Annotated in this window: 15 protein-coding genes, 1 tRNA gene and 1 other RNA gene; 10 read left to right on the forward strand and 7 right to left on the reverse strand. The window is 71.0% G+C overall.

Annotated features, from left to right (window positions below; all coding sequences use genetic code 11):
• Positions 1–235: 235 nt before the first annotated feature.
• The 4 genes from ACIBH3_RS10490 to ACIBH3_RS10505 form a co-directional block, all read right to left on the reverse strand.
• The gene (locus tag ACIBH3_RS10490) at positions 236–658 is read right to left on the reverse strand and encodes a PIN domain-containing protein (RefSeq protein WP_396311528.1); all 423 of its coding nucleotides are present in this window, start codon (positions 656–658) and stop codon (positions 236–238) included.
• Positions 655–933: a CopG family transcriptional regulator gene (locus tag ACIBH3_RS10495; protein WP_396311529.1), complete on the reverse strand. Its 279-nt coding sequence runs from the start codon at positions 931–933 to the stop codon at positions 655–657. Before ACIBH3_RS10495 ends, ACIBH3_RS10490 begins: the two co-directional genes overlap by 4 nt.
• A 177-nt stretch (positions 934–1,110) precedes the next feature.
• Entirely contained in the window at positions 1,111–1,416 is a 306-nt protein-coding gene (locus ACIBH3_RS10500) for a hypothetical protein (protein ID WP_396311530.1), read from the reverse strand.
• On the reverse strand, positions 1,413–1,994 hold the full coding sequence (locus ACIBH3_RS10505) for an RNA polymerase sigma factor (RefSeq protein WP_396311531.1): 582 nt from the start codon (positions 1,992–1,994) through the stop codon (positions 1,413–1,415). Before ACIBH3_RS10505 ends, ACIBH3_RS10500 begins: the two co-directional genes overlap by 4 nt.
• 366 nt (positions 1,995–2,360) lie before the next feature.
• On the opposite strand from ACIBH3_RS10505, the gene ACIBH3_RS10510 reads away from it, so the two are divergent.
• Together ACIBH3_RS10510 and ACIBH3_RS10515 are read left to right on the forward strand one after the other, a co-directional pair.
• Positions 2,361–2,645, forward strand: a complete 285-nt coding sequence (locus tag ACIBH3_RS10510; RefSeq protein ID WP_363643360.1) for a hypothetical protein — start codon at positions 2,361–2,363, stop codon at positions 2,643–2,645.
• A complete protein-coding gene (locus ACIBH3_RS10515) occupies positions 2,627–3,040 on the forward strand; it encodes a PIN domain-containing protein (protein ID WP_396311532.1) in 414 nt (137 codons plus the stop codon). The genes ACIBH3_RS10510 and ACIBH3_RS10515 overlap by 19 nt, the downstream gene beginning before the upstream one ends.
• Before the next feature lie 362 nt (positions 3,041–3,402).
• Here the strand turns inward: ACIBH3_RS10515 and ACIBH3_RS10520 are convergent, their stop codons facing one another.
• On the reverse strand, positions 3,403–4,083 hold the full coding sequence (locus ACIBH3_RS10520; RefSeq protein ID WP_396311593.1) for a response regulator: 681 nt from the start codon (positions 4,081–4,083) through the stop codon (positions 3,403–3,405).
• A 23-nt stretch (positions 4,084–4,106) separates the two neighbouring features.
• The gene (locus ACIBH3_RS10525) at positions 4,107–5,348 is read right to left on the reverse strand and encodes a sensor histidine kinase (protein WP_396311533.1); all 1,242 of its coding nucleotides are present in this window, start codon (positions 5,346–5,348) and stop codon (positions 4,107–4,109) included.
• Between the two features lie 140 nt (positions 5,349–5,488).
• Here ACIBH3_RS10525 and ACIBH3_RS10530 point away from each other — a divergent pair, with 140 nt between their 5' ends.
• The 3 genes from ACIBH3_RS10530 to ACIBH3_RS10540 all read left to right on the forward strand — a co-directional run bounded on the left by ACIBH3_RS10530 (position 5,489) and on the right by ACIBH3_RS10540 (position 8,534).
• Complete coding sequence (locus tag ACIBH3_RS10530) at positions 5,489–6,691, forward strand: serine hydrolase domain-containing protein (RefSeq protein ID WP_396311534.1); 1,203 nt, start codon at positions 5,489–5,491, stop codon at positions 6,689–6,691.
• 80 nt (positions 6,692–6,771) lie between these two features.
• Entirely contained in the window at positions 6,772–7,914 is a 1,143-nt protein-coding gene (locus tag ACIBH3_RS10535; RefSeq protein WP_396311535.1) for a serine hydrolase domain-containing protein, read from the forward strand.
• Between the two features lie 308 nt (positions 7,915–8,222).
• A complete protein-coding gene (locus ACIBH3_RS10540) occupies positions 8,223–8,534 on the forward strand; it encodes a hypothetical protein (protein WP_396311536.1) in 312 nt (103 codons plus the stop codon).
• Between the two features lie 102 nt (positions 8,535–8,636).
• Here ACIBH3_RS10540 and ACIBH3_RS10545 read toward each other — a convergent pair.
• A tRNA-Ser gene (locus ACIBH3_RS10545) sits at positions 8,637–8,721 on the reverse strand.
• Between the two features lie 128 nt (positions 8,722–8,849).
• Here ACIBH3_RS10545 and ffs point away from each other — a divergent pair.
• From ffs to ACIBH3_RS10570, 5 genes are all read left to right on the forward strand, one after another.
• Positions 8,850–8,946: signal recognition particle sRNA small type (gene ffs, locus ACIBH3_RS10550), an RNA gene on the forward strand.
• Positions 8,947–9,083: 137 nt separating this feature from the next.
• Positions 9,084–11,231 carry a DNA polymerase III subunit gamma and tau gene (locus tag ACIBH3_RS10555; protein WP_396311537.1) on the forward strand — a complete coding sequence of 716 codons (2,148 nt, stop codon included), beginning with the start codon at positions 9,084–9,086 and terminating at the stop codon, positions 11,229–11,231.
• A 162-nt stretch (positions 11,232–11,393) separates the two neighbouring features.
• The gene (locus ACIBH3_RS10560; protein WP_191288969.1) at positions 11,394–11,735 is read left to right on the forward strand and encodes a YbaB/EbfC family nucleoid-associated protein; all 342 of its coding nucleotides are present in this window, start codon (positions 11,394–11,396) and stop codon (positions 11,733–11,735) included.
• 220 nt (positions 11,736–11,955) lie between these two features.
• Positions 11,956–12,555, forward strand: coding sequence for a recombination mediator RecR (gene recR / locus ACIBH3_RS10565; protein ID WP_396311538.1), 600 nt, complete (start codon positions 11,956–11,958; stop codon positions 12,553–12,555).
• A complete protein-coding gene (locus tag ACIBH3_RS10570; protein ID WP_396311539.1) occupies positions 12,548–13,228 on the forward strand; it encodes a DUF5063 domain-containing protein in 681 nt (226 codons plus the stop codon). Before recR ends, ACIBH3_RS10570 begins: the two co-directional genes overlap by 8 nt.
• The last annotated feature ends 8 nt before the right edge of the window (positions 13,229–13,236 follow it).

Below are 13,236 nucleotides of genomic sequence, written 5' to 3' on the forward strand. Positions count from 1 at the left end.
GCAGTGCGGTCGGGGCCTTCGAGCTGCCCTGGCGGGCAGAGGCGGAGGACACGAGATTCGAACTCGTGAGGGGTTGCCCCCAACAACGCTTTCCAAATGTTCGTCCGGCCGTTCGGTGGCGGTCGCAGGTGTCCTGACCTGCGGCGGAGCGGTTCGCTTGCTGAGCTCCGGACGGTGCCGGACGGGCGTGAATGCAACCAGAACTGCAACCATGCTGCCGCCGGGGAGGTCCGGCTCAGACCTTGCTGACGACGATGGTGTCCGGGAGTAGCTTCTCCAGGTCGTCGACGTCGGAGGTGAAGACCGTGACCTGTCCTTTCTGGCGCAGTGCGACAACTGCGAGCATCGCGTCGATGGCGTACTTGTGACCGTGCAGGTTCGTTGCGGCCAGCAGTCGGCGGGCTTGTCGGGCCTCGTCCTTGCCAAGGTCGGCCACGCTGACGCGAGAGAGGACCCAGTCCCAGCGCTGCTCGGTGGTCCTGCCGTCGTATGCCTCGACGAGAGTCATGGGAGAGGTGACCACGTCGGCCTCGCCACGCGCCGCGAGTTCGAGGCGGGCGATCATCATCCGGTCACCGCGAACGGCGAGGGAGAGGGCTTCGCAGTCCAGTACGAAGACACGCACCGGCTTGGTCTCGCTGCCGTGCTTCCTCGTCATGCGGCCTCTCCGGTGCGCTTGCTCCGGGCAGCGCGGCGGCGGTCGTGCTCGGTATCGAGGTCGTCCAACTCGGCGTAGGCCGTTGAGCGCTCGGTCTCGGTGACGTGTCCGTGCTCCTCTTCGAGCCAGTGGACGAGCTCTCGGAGCTTGTCCCGGTCGCGCTTGGAACGCAGCGCTTCGGTGACGTAGGCGGAGATGCCCCGTTCGTCGGCTTCCGCGCGGATCTCTTCAAGGAGATCCTCCGGGATCGTCACGGTCACTTTCTTCGATGCCATATAAATGACCATACTCGCCATATATATCACCCGCAATGTCTGACTGCCTCCACAGATGAGACCAAGAATGCAGAGGGCCCGCACCGGCGAACGGTGCGGGCCCTCTGACCTGCGGAGGATACGAGATTCGGTTGTCAAGAGCGGGCCCGGCCTGCCCCTGCTCGCGAAAGCCCGCAGCTAGGCTGCCGGGCCTGGATGCTGCGCAGCGGTGAGGGTGCACACACCGTCCGCGCACTCGCGCTTCAGACGGCCACGGGAGATCGTCTGCGCCAGGCCGATCGTCCAGCAGACCGGGCAGCCGCGCAGCGCGATCAGGCCGAACGGCGCCGCCAGCAGGGAGGCCGGGCCGACGAGGGGAGTCAGCGCGATCGAGCCGATGATCAGCCCGAAGCCGATGAGGCCGCGCGTCAGGTGACGCGGAATGGACTTGCCGGCGAAACCCGAATCGGGCGCGGTTGGAACCTTCGTGGGCGTCACGATCATCGTTCTCCTGCGTCTGGTGGATCGACGACTTCATCGGTCACGGCCAAGGAGTGGCGCAGTGCCGCGCGGGCTCTGTGCAGCCGCGATTTCATCGCCGGTGTGCTCAGACCGAGCGAACGGGCCACGACCTTGCCGGGCAGGCCCTGCACGTCCCGCATGATCAGGACCTGCCGCTGGTCACGCGGCAGCGCACTGACCGCGGCCGCGATCCGCTCCGCCTCCAGCCTGCGCAGCACCGCCTCCTCGGCGGACGGTTCCGCGTCGGCCTCCGGTTCGGCGGATGCCTCGTCGGCGCGGGAGACGAGCAGCCGCACCTGCCGAAGACATTCGTTGCGGACGATCCGGAACACCCATGAGGCGAGCGCACCGGTCGCCCGCAGGGTGCCGATCTTCCGGTAAAGGATGATCAGCGCCTCCTGCGCCGCGTCCTCGGCGTCCTGGGGTGAGGCGCACAGGGACAGGGCGAACCTGCGTACGTGGGGCTGCGACTCCATGACGACGGCGGTGAGCGACATGACGTCGCCGGCCCGGGCGGCTTCGATCAGCCGCTCGTCCGGCCAGGGGAGACGTTGGTTCATGTTGTCCTCCTCGGATCCGGAATGCACTCGTCAGGTCCGGCTCCTCCTGCGCCTCATCAGGTGCCGGATGCACGCACCTACGAGCAGCGTGCCGATCACCGCGATGCCGAAGACCACCATCGTGCTTCTCCTCCTGGTATCCACCGGCCCGTGCGGCCGGTCACGTGGATGAGAGGCAAGGAGGCCCGGAAAGGATTCACCTCCACGACGGGCTGTCGTGCCGATTCTCGTCGGTTGTGTCGGGAACGGCTGAGAGGAGGCTCGGGATCACTTCCCGTGCCGGAGCCGCGGACCCACAACTGCAACCAAGTGAAGCGCGAATCGAGACCGGGGTCAGAATTCCTACTTCTTTGATCATGTGGCTCCATGACTGAGATGCCCTACAGCATCGGCGAGGGGCCGGCCACCAGGGTCAGCCTCTCCCTGCCTGAAGGTACGGCCGAGGCCATCCGCCAGCGGGTGGGCAAGCGCGAGTTCTCGGCGTTCATCACAGCGGCCGTCGAGCGGGAGCTGCGCGGTCAGATCCTGGACGAGTACCTGGCTGACTATGAGCGTAGGCAGGGACCGATCTCGCCGGCGGAGCAGGACCGGGCTCGTCAGGTCTTCGACGAGGTGTTCGCCGAGGAGGGCGGATGGCCCGTCGCAAGCTGAGTCACGAGGGCACCCTGGTGCTCGACTCCGAAGGCCTGTCCAAGCTGCTCGGTGACCACGAGCCTGCCGTCGCGCTGGTCGCGGAGGCCCGGAAGCGGGGCATGGAGGTGGTGATCAGTACTCTCACCATCATCGAGGCCGTGCACAGTCGCACTGACCAGGCTCGCCTCCGGTGGATTCTGTCCGGGCTGCGGATCGTGCAGGTGGGAGATGAGGAGGCCCGAGCGGCTTCCGCGATACTGGTCGCCGCAGGTCTCCATGGCCACAAGTACGCGATCGATGCGGCGGTGGCCGAGATGGCGCTGAGGCAGCAGCGGCCGGTCGTCCTGCTGACGTCGGACGTCGACGACATGGCCAAGCTCTGCGGTGATCGCGTGCGTCTCGTGGCTGTCTGACGGTGGCCGTTCGACGGCGGGCCGGATAGGAGACGGGGCCACCGAGAAGATCCGTTGAGACTGCAGGATGAGACGGTGAACGCCGAAGGCCCCGACCGCAGTGCGGTCGGGGCCTTCGAGCTGCCCTGGCGGGCAGAGGCGGAGGATTCGAGGTTCGAACTCGTGAGGGGTTGCCCCCAACACGCTTTCCAACTGTCCGTCCGGGCGTTCGGCGGCAGTCGTGAGCGTCCTCACCTGCGGCGGAGCGGCTCGCTAGATGGGCTCCGAACGGTGCTGGACGGGGGTGAACGCAACCAAAACTGCAACCAAGACGTAGCTGGGATCGCGTTGTAGCTGTCTCGGTCGGGTGCCGTTCGGAATGGTCAGCCGGCGAAGCCCGGGACCACCAGGCCGGACTCGTACGCGATCACCACGGCATGGGTCCGGTTCTGCGCGCTGAGCTTGGTCAGCACGTTTCCGACGTGGGTCTTGACCGTCTCCAGGCTCACCGTGAGGGACTCCGCGATCTCCGGATTGGAGAGCCCGGTGGCCATCAGGCGCAGCACCTCCTCCTCCCGGCCGGTCAGGGCGGCCTGCGGCAGGGCCTCGGCGGAGCCCAGCGGGCGGGCGGCGACCATGCGGCCCAGTGCGGCCGGAAAGAGGACCGCTTCGCCCGCCGCCACCACCCGGACCGCCTCGGCGATCTGGCGGACCGGGAGGCGCTTGAGGACGAAGCCGCTGGCGCCCGCGCTGAGGGCGGCGGTGACGTAGCCGTCATTCTCGAAGGTGGTGATCACCACGACCTTCGGCGGGTCGGCCGCTTCGGCCAGCAGTTGGCGGGTGGCCTCGATCCCGTTGCGACGCGGCATCCGGACGTCCATCAGGACCACGTCCGGCCGCAGGCTCTGCGCCCGTTCGACCGCCTCGACGCCGTCGGCGGCCTCGCCGACCACCATGATCCCCGGCTGTGCGGCGAGCAGCACGCGCAGGCCGCTGCGGGTCACCTCGTCGTCGTCCGCGATCAGGAGGGTGATGGCGGGGCTGGTGACGGCGGGGAGGGCCATGCCTTCGCCCGCGTCGGATCCACTCACGCCGAGACCCGTACCGGCAGCCGGACGGCCAGCCGCCAGTGCTGCGTCCCGTCCGGGCCGGCCTGGAACTCACCGTGCAGCAGCCGGACGCGCTCGGCCAGTCCGGGCAGACCGTGGCCGGAGGTCGGGAAGGCACCCGGGCCCGGGCCCGTCCGTGCCCCGGTCCGGTTGACCACCGCGAGATCCAGTCCGTCCGGCCCGGCCGCCACCCGGACTTCGATCGGGCCGCCCGCCCCGTGGCGCAGCGCGTTCGTCAGCCCCTCCTGGAGGATCCGGTACGCCGCCCGGGAGAGCGTCCCCTGCACCTGCGCCAGCTCGCCCGACAGGGCCGGTTCCACCACCGCCCCCGCGTGCCGCAGACGGTCCAGCAGCTCGGGGAGGTCGGCCAGGGTCCGGGTCGGCGCTGTTCCTGACTGTTCCTCGCGCAGCACTCCGAGCACGTAGTCCAGGTCCTCCAGCGCGGCCCGGGCCGACTCCTCGATGCTGCGCATGGCGGCCCGCGCCGCCGCCGGGTCGGCGGAGAGCACCTCGCCCGCCACCGCCGCCTGGATGGTGGTCGCCGTCAGCGTGTGCCCGATCGAGTCGTGCAACTCGTGAGCGATCCGGTTGCGTTCGGCCAGCAGCAGCTCCCGCTCGGCAGCCAGCGCGAGCCGTTCGGCCGCCGACGGGCCCAACAGCCGTGGCGCCGACCACCGCAAAGCCTTCGTCACCAGTACGCAGACGGCCACCGCCAGCAGGATGCACACGGCCGCCATCACCCAGCTCCACCCGCCCGACACCCGGACCGACGTGCCGAACAGACTCGCCCGCGCCTCGCCGCCGAGCCAGTTCCCGGGCAGGGAGAGGCCCATGATGAACAGCACCCCGCTCGCCAGCGCCCCCGTCCACCCGACGGCCACGTGCAGCACCAGCCAGATCGGGGTCCGCCAGCGGTCGAGGCCGAGTGAACCGGAGGTCCGGCGACCGGCCACCGGATTCGGCAGCGGCACCCGCAGCAGCCGGCGGGCGGACACGACCAGCGCCCGCCGTACGGGGCGCGCCAGTCCGACCACGCCGACCAGTACCGCCCAGACCAGCAGGACCAGGACGATCTGCACGCTTTCGGGAGCGGATCGCCACGACAGCGCCGGCAACAGGGCAAGAGGCAGCAGCGGAAGGCTTGCCAGCGCGCCGCAATAGGCGAACAGCACACCCGAATACGTGGAGCCGCGCAGCAGCGGCCGAATTCCCCTGAACATGGTCGCCAGTATCGCCGGGCAGCCCACCGGCAGCCTCCCCCGATCGGGGGAGCGATTTCTCCCGCCTTCCCGCGATGCGGTCAGAGGGCCCTGGAAACCAGGATCGTGCCCCGACCAAACGATTCCCCAGGAGTTGACTGATGCGTGCTCAGATCCGGCAGGGCCTTCGTTCCTCGACCCGGCAGCAGGGCGGCAGGCGGCGACGAGCCGTGTCGGCCGCCGCCGCGGTGGCCATCGGCGTCATGACGCTGGGCGCCCTCGCCCCGCCCGCCGCCTCCGCCTCCGATTCCGCAGCCGCCTCCGCTGCTGCAGCCGCCAGGCCGGATGCCGTCCAGCAGGCCCTGAACACGCTGGTTCGCGATGACGGGATGCCCGCCGCCCTGGCGAGCGTCCAGGACCGGAACGGCCGCACCAGCACCTACACCGCAGGAGTCGGCGACCTGACCACCGGCTCGAAGGTGCCCAGGGACGGCCAGGTACGGATCGGCAGCAACACCAAGGCGTTCACGGCGGTCGTGGTTCTGCAACTGGTCGGCGAAGGGAAGATCGGCCTCGACGCCACCGTCGACACCTACCTGCCCGGCCTCGTCCGCGGAGAGGGGATCGACGGGCGCCGCATCACCGTCCGCCAGCTCCTCCAGCACACCAGCGGACTCCCCGAGTACGGCATCCACGTCGACGACGACGAGATCAGGAACCGGTACTTCGAGCCCCGCGAGCTGCTCGACATCGCCCTCCGGTACAAGGCCGACGCGGCTCCGGGGACGACGTGGGGGTACAGCAACACCAACTACGTCCTGGCCGGCCTGATCGTCCAGAAGGTCACCGGCCGCCCCCTCGCCGAGGAGATGGACCGGCGCATCATTAAGCGCATCGGGCTGCGCCACACCTACTTCCCCGCCCCCGGCGAGATGACCATCCGAGAGCCGCACCCCCAGGGCTACCACCGCAACCCGGCGGACGGACCGCTGCGCGACTTCACGGAGATGGACCCCTCCGCAGGCTGGGCCGCAGGCCAGTTGATCTCCACCAACTCCGACCTCAACCGCTTCTTCACCGCGCTCCTCGCCGGCCACCTCCTCCCGGCGGACCAGCTCGCCGAGATGCGCACGACCGTCCCCGCCGGGACCTCAGGCCTCCGCTACGGGCTGGGGCTCACCAGCAGGCCGCTGTCGTGCGGCGGCGTCTACTGGGGCCACGGCGGCGACATCGCGGGGTACGAGACCCGGGGCGGTGTCACCGACGACGGCCGCGCCGCCAACGTCGCGGTCACCACCATCCCGACGGACGAGGCGGCCACGCAGCACGTAAAGGACGCCGTGGACAGGGCCCTGTGCGGCTGAGGCACGCCACCCGCCCGGGCCCGGCTCGCCGGGCCCGGGCGACCCGAACGAAGATCCAGCAATTCCCCGGGAGTTGACTCATGCGTGGACAGACACGGCGAGGACTACGGCGGCGACGGGCCCTGTCGGCCGCAGCCGTGCTGACCATCGGCGTTATGACGCCGGGCGTCCTGTCGGCGCCCCAGGCCTCCGCCGCCAGGCAGGATTCCGTCCAGCGGAGCCTGAACGCGCTGGTGCGCGACGACGGGATGCCCGCCGCGCTGGCGAGCGTCCAGGACCGGAACGGCCGCACCCGGACCTACGCCGCAGGAGTCGGAGACCTGGCCACCGGCGCACCGGTACCCGTCGACGGGCAGGTGCGGATCGGCAGCAACACCAAGACCTTCGTCGCGGTCGTCGTCCTCCAGCTCGTCGCGGAGCGGAGGGTGGACCTGGACGCCTCCGTCGACACCTACCTGCCCGGCCTCGTCCGCGGGGAGGGGATCGACGGGCGCCGCATCACCGTCCGCCAGCTCCTCCAGCAGACCAGCGGACTCCCCAACTACAGCGACTACCTCGGGGACGACGTCCGGTACTACGCCCCCCGCGAACTGCTCGCCACAGCCCTCCGGCACCCGGCCGACTTCGCCCCCGGGACGAGTTGGAAGTACAGCAACACCAACTACGTGCTCGCCGGCCTGCTCATCCAGAAGGTCACCGGCCGTCCCCTGGGCGAGGAGATCGACCGGCGCGTCGTCCGACCCGCCGGGCTGCGCCACACCTACTTCCCCGCTCCCGGTGACGCGAGCATCCGGGAGCCCCACCCCCACGGCTACTACCGGGAAGCGGCGGACGCGCCGCTGCGCGACATCACGGAGATCGACCCCTCCTGGGGCTGGGCGGCAGGCCAGATGGTCTCCACCGGCTCCGACCTCAACCGCTTCTTCAGTGCACTCCTGGCCGGCCGCCTCCTGCCCTCGGCCCAGCTCGCCCAGATGCGCTCCACCGTCCCCGCCGAAGCGACCTTCGGCCCCGGCGCCCGCTACGGACTTGGACTCGTCAGCCGGCCGCTGCCGTGCGGCGGCCTCTCCTGGGGCCACGGCGGAAGCTTCCCTGGGTACGAGACCCGGGGCGGCGCCACCGACGACGGCCGCGCCGTCGACGTCGCGGTCACCATGCAGCTCACCGACGAGGCGGGCCGGAGGAATCTCGAACGCGCCGTGGACACCGCCCTGTGCCGCTGAACCCCGCCGAGGGCGTTCCGTGAAGCAGAACGACCGATGGGCCCGACGTGACGTCGGGCCCATCGGCCTCATGTGTGCGCACAGCCGCGACATCGTCACCGTCCACGACGTCGGCCGGGCTGATCTGGAGGGCCGCCCGGTCGCTTACCTCGTGATGGAACTCCTTGATGGCCGGAGCCCGGATCGCCTGATCAGCGACGGCGTACCGGACCTCGGTGACTACTCGCCTGGGCCGCGCAGATCTGCGACGCCCTCGCTGTGGCCCACCTCGCCGGCCTCGTGCATCGCGACATCAAGCCCGCCATGTGATGCTCATCGCCGACGGCACGGTCAACGGTACCGGCTGGCCGCCGTCAAGCGGGCGACGCCGGCACGACGCGATCTGCCCGGCCCGCCCGAGCCGTGGGGCCGGCACGATGCTGACCGGCGCCGGCGCCGCCTCGGTCGGGGTCTTCGCCCTGGTCGGCACGCTGAGCGGACTGTCGATGCCGTGGCCGCTCGCGCTGACCGCGGCTCTCTTCGTCGTCCTGGCCCAGTCGTGCTCACTCTCTTCACGCGCCCGCGCGCGGGCCGCGACGGGTCCGAGAAGTCAGACGAATCGGTGGTCGGCCCCGTCGTGATCCTGCCCATCGGGATGCTCGCCTGCAAAACTGCAACCACACAACGACGAGGGCCCCGACCGCTGAGCGGTCGGGGCCCTCGTTTGCCCTGGCGGGCGGAGGCGGAGGATACGAGATTCGAACTCGTGAGGGGTTGCCCCCAACACGCTTTCCAAGCGTGCGCCCTAGGCCACTAGGCGAATCCTCCGTGGGAGAGCTTAGTACATGTTTAGGGGTGCTCGCGACCAGCTATCCGCAGGTGGTGGCGAACGGTCGCCTGCGGATCGTCGAGGCGGGGTGGCGGTAGGAGGCACGGCCGGGATCCGCTACTCTGGGGTCAGCCCCTCGTGTGGCGTTATCTCTCTGAACCCCCCCAGGGCCGGAAGGCAGCAAGGGTAGGAGGGCTCTGGCGGGTGCACGAGGGGTCTTCGCGTTCCCGGAGCGTTCCCGGGCCGCGCCGCGAGGTGTGCCCGGGTTTGTGGCCGAGCTTGTGCCCGGGGGCGTGCCTGCGGCGGAGGCGGGGTCTGCGGGGCGCCGCGTTTGTCCGTGCGTCCCGATATCGTCGGGGGTGTGTCCCTAGCCCTGTACCGCCGCTATCGCCCCGAGACTTTCGCAGAGGTCATCGGGCAGGAGCACGTGACCGCTCCGCTCCAGCAGGCCCTGCGCAACAACAGGGTCAACCACGCCTACCTCTTCAGCGGCCCGCGCGGCTGCGGCAAGACGACGAGTGCGCGGATCCTGGCCCGCTGTCTCAACTGTGAGCAGGGCCCGACGCCCACGCCCTGCGGGGAGTGCCAGTCCTGCCGGGACCTGGCGACCGGCGGTCCCGGTTCGATCGACGTGATCGAGATCGACGCCGCCTCGCACGGTGGTGTGGACGACGCGCGTGAGCTGCGCGAGCGGGCGTTCTTCGCGCCGGTGCACAGCCGGTACAAGATCTTCATCCTGGACGAGGCGCACATGGTGACCTCGGCCGGCTTCAACGCGCTGCTGAAGGTGGTGGAGGAGCCGCCGGAGCACCTCAAGTTCATCTTCGCGACCACGGAGCCGGAGAAGGTGATCGGGACGATCCGCTCCCGTACCCACCACTACCCGTTCCGGCTGGTGCCGCCCGGCACGCTGCGGGACTACCTCGCCGAGGTGTGCGGGCGGGAGGGGATCCGGGTCGAGGACTCGGTGTTCCCGCTGGTCGTCCGGGCCGGCGCGGGCTCGGTGCGTGACTCGATGTCCGTGATGGACCAGCTGCTCGCCGGGGCGGACGAGGCCGGCGTCACGTACGGGATGGCCACGGCGCTGCTCGGTTACACCGACTCGGCGCTGCTCGACGAGGTGGTGGACGCCTTCGCCGCACAGGACGGGGCGACGGTGTTCCAGGTCATCGACCGGGTGGTCGAGGGTGGGCACGACCCGCGCCGCTTCGTGACGGACCTGCTGGAGCGCCTGCGGGACCTGGTGATCCTGGCGACGGTGCCGGACGCCGGGGAGAAGGGTCTGATCGACGCCCCGGCCGACCGGGTCGCCATCATGCAGGCCCAGGCGGACGCCTTCGGAGCGGCCGAGCTGAGCCGGGCCGCCGACATCGTCAACACCGGGTTGACCGAGATGCGAGGGAACGCGGCACCGCGTCTGCAGCTGGAGCTGATCTGCGCACGGGTGATGCTGCCCGGCGCGTACAGCGACGAGCTGTCGCTTCAGGCGCGGCTGGACAAGCTGGAGCGCCGGGCGGCGGCCGGTGGCTTCGCGGCCCCGGCGGGCCCGCCGGCCGGGCAGGCGCCGATGGGGGTGGCACCCGGGCCGGCGCCGGTGGCCGCGCCCGCGATGCCCGTGCCCGTGCCCGCGCCGGTGCAGGCACCGGTTCAAGCACCCGTGCCGGCGCCGGTTCAGGCGGCGCCTGCCGGGCCCGCGCCCGGGGCCTGGCCGATCCCGCGCAGCTTCCCGGCGGCGCCCGCCGCCGAGCAGGCGCCCGCGTCCGTGGCCGCGCCCGCGCCGGTGCAGGCACCGGTTCAGGCGCCCGCGCCGGTCCAGGCCCCGCCGGTGGCGCAACCGCCGGCCGGCAACCAGCCGTCCGCCGCCGCGCAGCAGGGCGCGGGCCAGGTCAGGCAGATGTGGCCGCAGATTCTGGAGGCGGTGAAGAACCGCCGCCGGTTCACCTGGATCCTGCTCAGCCAGAACGGACAGGTCGCCGGCTTCGACGGCAGTGTGTTGCAGGTCTCGTTCATCAACGCGGGCGCCCGGGACAGCTTCGTCAGCAGCAACAGCGACGACGTGCTGAAGCAGGCGCTGGCCGACGCGCTGGGGGTGGACTGGCGGATCGAGTGCATCGTCGATCCGTCGGGTGGTGGTGGCGCGCCGCCGCCCCCAAGTGGCGGTGGTGGCGGCTGGGGTGGGGCTCCGCAGGCCTCCCGTCCCTCGCCGATGGCGCAGCCCCAGGTGCAGGCGGCCCCGTCGGGCGGCTTCACCCCGCAGGCGGCCTCGGCGCCCACGCAGTCCGCGCCCGTCCAGGCGGCGCCGTCGATGGCCCCGCCGCACGCCGCGCGGCCGCCGCAGCCGTCCGGGCCGTCGGCACCGTCGCCGTCGGCACCGGCGGTGGCACCGGAGGACGACGTTCCGGAGGACGACGACCCCGAGCTCAAGGAGGACGCCTTCTCGGGCCAGGAGCTGATCATCCGCGAGCTGGGCGCGACGGTGCTGGAGGAGATCCACCACACCGGCGGTTAGCGGGCACCGGTCGAGCTGCGGCCGGCGGTGCGGCCACCCGGTCTCGTGGCAAGTGCCCCTCCGGGGGTGCTGTGCAGCACGTAGGCTCAAGGTGACGTACGTCGCCGTACGGGTTCCGTGCCGGTGGCGTGTTCCAAGTCCGTACCCAGGCAGGAGTGAGCCGTGTTCCCCGGTGGTGGCCAGCCCAATATGCAGCAGCTGCTCAAGCAGGCGCAGAAGATGCAGGAGGAACTCGCCCGGGCCCAGCAGGAGCTGGCCGAGGCGAAGGTGAGTGGTTCGGCGGGCGGCGGCCTGGTCGAGGCGACGGTGACCGGCGCCGGCGAGCTGGTGGCGCTGACCATCGCGCCCGCCGCTGTGGACCCGGAGGACACCGAGACGCTGGCCGACCTGATCCTGGCGGCCGTCCGGGACGCCAACCAGGCGGCCCAGAAGATCCAGGCCGAGCGGATGGGCCCGCTGACCCAGGGCCTGGGCGGTGGCGGCATCCCCGGTCTGCCGTTCTGACCGGTTGAGCGGTCGCGGCCGGCTCGGTCAGCCGCGCGCCGCCCGTTCCGGTCGGCGGTCCGGCCGCCGGCCGGTCCGGTGGTGGTGCATTGTCCCGCGACGGCGGGGACGATGTGTGATTTGTGAGTGAGTCGGGCGTCGGACGGTGTGTCCGGCGCCCGATTCGTTGGATGATGGCACCGGAGTACCAAGCACGGCACCCACGAGGGAAGGCGCGACGTTGTACGAGGGCGTGGTTCAGGACCTGATCGACGAACTGGGCAGGCTGCCCGGCGTCGGGCCCAAGAGCGCGCAGCGGATCGCCTTCCACGTCCTGCAGGCCGACCCGACCGACGTCCGCCGCCTGGCGCACGCGTTGCTGGAGGTCAAGGACAAGGTCCGCTTCTGCGCGGTCTGCGGCAATGTCGCGGAGTCCGAGCAGTGCCGGGTCTGTCTGGACCCGCGGCGCGACCTCGCGGTGATCTGCGTGGTCGAGGAGCCCAAGGACGTCGTGGCGATCGAGCGCACCCGGGAGTTCCGCGGCCGCTACCACGTCCTGGGCGGCGCGATCAGCCCGATCGAGGGTGTCGGACCGGACGACCTGCGGATCCGCGAGCTGCTGGCGCGGCTCGCCGACGGTACGGTCACCGAGCTGATCCTGGCCACCGACCCCAACCTGGAGGGGGAGGCGACCGCCACCTACCTGGCCCGGCTCTGCAAGCCGATGGGTCTGAGGGTGACCCGGCTGGCGAGCGGACTGCCCGTCGGCGGGGACCTGGAGTACGCGGACGAGGTCACCCTCGGCCGGGCCTTCGAAGGGAGACGACTGCTCGATGTCTGACCGGACGCACCAGACGCACCCGCCACACCAGGCGCACCCGCCGCAAACCCACGCGCACGGCTCGGAGCCGGACGACTTCGCGGTGCAGATCGCGGACTCGGTGGAGAGCTTCGTCCTCGCCGTCACCGAGGTCGCCAAGGGCGACGAACCGGGCAGTGCCGTCTCGCTGCTGCTCCTGGAGGTCTCGCAGCTGCTGCTGGCCGGCGGCAGGCTCGGCGCGATCGAGGACGTCCTCCCCGACGACCGGTTCGAGCCCGACACCGGGCCGGAGCCGGACGGGGTGGAGCTGCGCGAGCGGCTCGCCGAGCTGCTGGCGCCGATCGACGTCTACCACGAGGTCTTCGACCCGTACGGGCCGCCGGAGAAGCCGAACGCCTTCCGGATCTCGGACGACCTGGCCGGCGTGGTCAGTGAACTCCAGCACGGGCTGACCCACTACCGCGAGGGCCGGATCAGCGAGGCGCTGTGGTGGTGGCAGTTCTCCTACCTGTCGAACTGGGGCTCGACCTGCTCGGCGGTGCTGCGCGCGCTGCAGTCGCTGATCGCGCACGTCCGCCTGGACAGCCCGATCGGCGCGGTGCCGGACGGCGCGGACACGGACGACGACGGGCTGACGGACGAGCAGCTGGAGAAGCAGGCGGGCGACCTGATGGCCGCCGAACTGGGCCTCTAGCCGGATCG

Origin of the sequence: Kitasatospora sp. NPDC050543 (assembly GCF_044457565.1) — a bacterium.
In the GTDB taxonomy this organism is placed as follows: Bacteria; Actinomycetota; Actinomycetes; order Streptomycetales; family Streptomycetaceae; genus Kitasatospora.

Excerpts from the sequence above, each read along its gene's own strand:
- ACIBH3_RS10490 (WP_396311528.1), bottom strand. The coding sequence starts at position 658 with ATGACGAGGAAGCACGGCAGCGAGACCAAGCCGGTGCGTGTCTTCGTA.
- ACIBH3_RS10525 (WP_396311533.1), bottom strand. The coding sequence starts at position 5,348 with ATGTTCAGGGGAATTCGGCCGCTGCTGCGCGGCTCCACGTATTCGGGT.
- ACIBH3_RS10520 (WP_396311593.1), bottom strand. The coding sequence starts at position 4,083 with ATGGCCCTCCCCGCCGTCACCAGCCCCGCCATCACCCTCCTGATCGCG.
- ACIBH3_RS10510 (WP_363643360.1), top strand. The coding sequence starts at position 2,361 with ATGACTGAGATGCCCTACAGCATCGGCGAGGGGCCGGCCACCAGGGTC.
- ACIBH3_RS10570 (WP_396311539.1), top strand. The coding sequence starts at position 12,548 with ATGTCTGACCGGACGCACCAGACGCACCCGCCACACCAGGCGCACCCG.
- ACIBH3_RS10535 (WP_396311535.1), top strand. The coding sequence starts at position 6,772 with ATGCGTGGACAGACACGGCGAGGACTACGGCGGCGACGGGCCCTGTCG.
- ACIBH3_RS10505 (WP_396311531.1), bottom strand. The coding sequence starts at position 1,994 with ATGAACCAACGTCTCCCCTGGCCGGACGAGCGGCTGATCGAAGCCGCC.
- ACIBH3_RS10515 (WP_396311532.1), top strand. The coding sequence starts at position 2,627 with ATGGCCCGTCGCAAGCTGAGTCACGAGGGCACCCTGGTGCTCGACTCC.
- ACIBH3_RS10530 (WP_396311534.1), top strand. The coding sequence starts at position 5,489 with ATGCGTGCTCAGATCCGGCAGGGCCTTCGTTCCTCGACCCGGCAGCAG.
- ACIBH3_RS10495 (WP_396311529.1), bottom strand. The coding sequence starts at position 933 with ATGGCATCGAAGAAAGTGACCGTGACGATCCCGGAGGATCTCCTTGAA.
- ACIBH3_RS10540 (WP_396311536.1), top strand. The coding sequence starts at position 8,223 with ATGCTCATCGCCGACGGCACGGTCAACGGTACCGGCTGGCCGCCGTCA.
- ACIBH3_RS10500 (WP_396311530.1), bottom strand. The coding sequence starts at position 1,416 with ATGATCGTGACGCCCACGAAGGTTCCAACCGCGCCCGATTCGGGTTTC.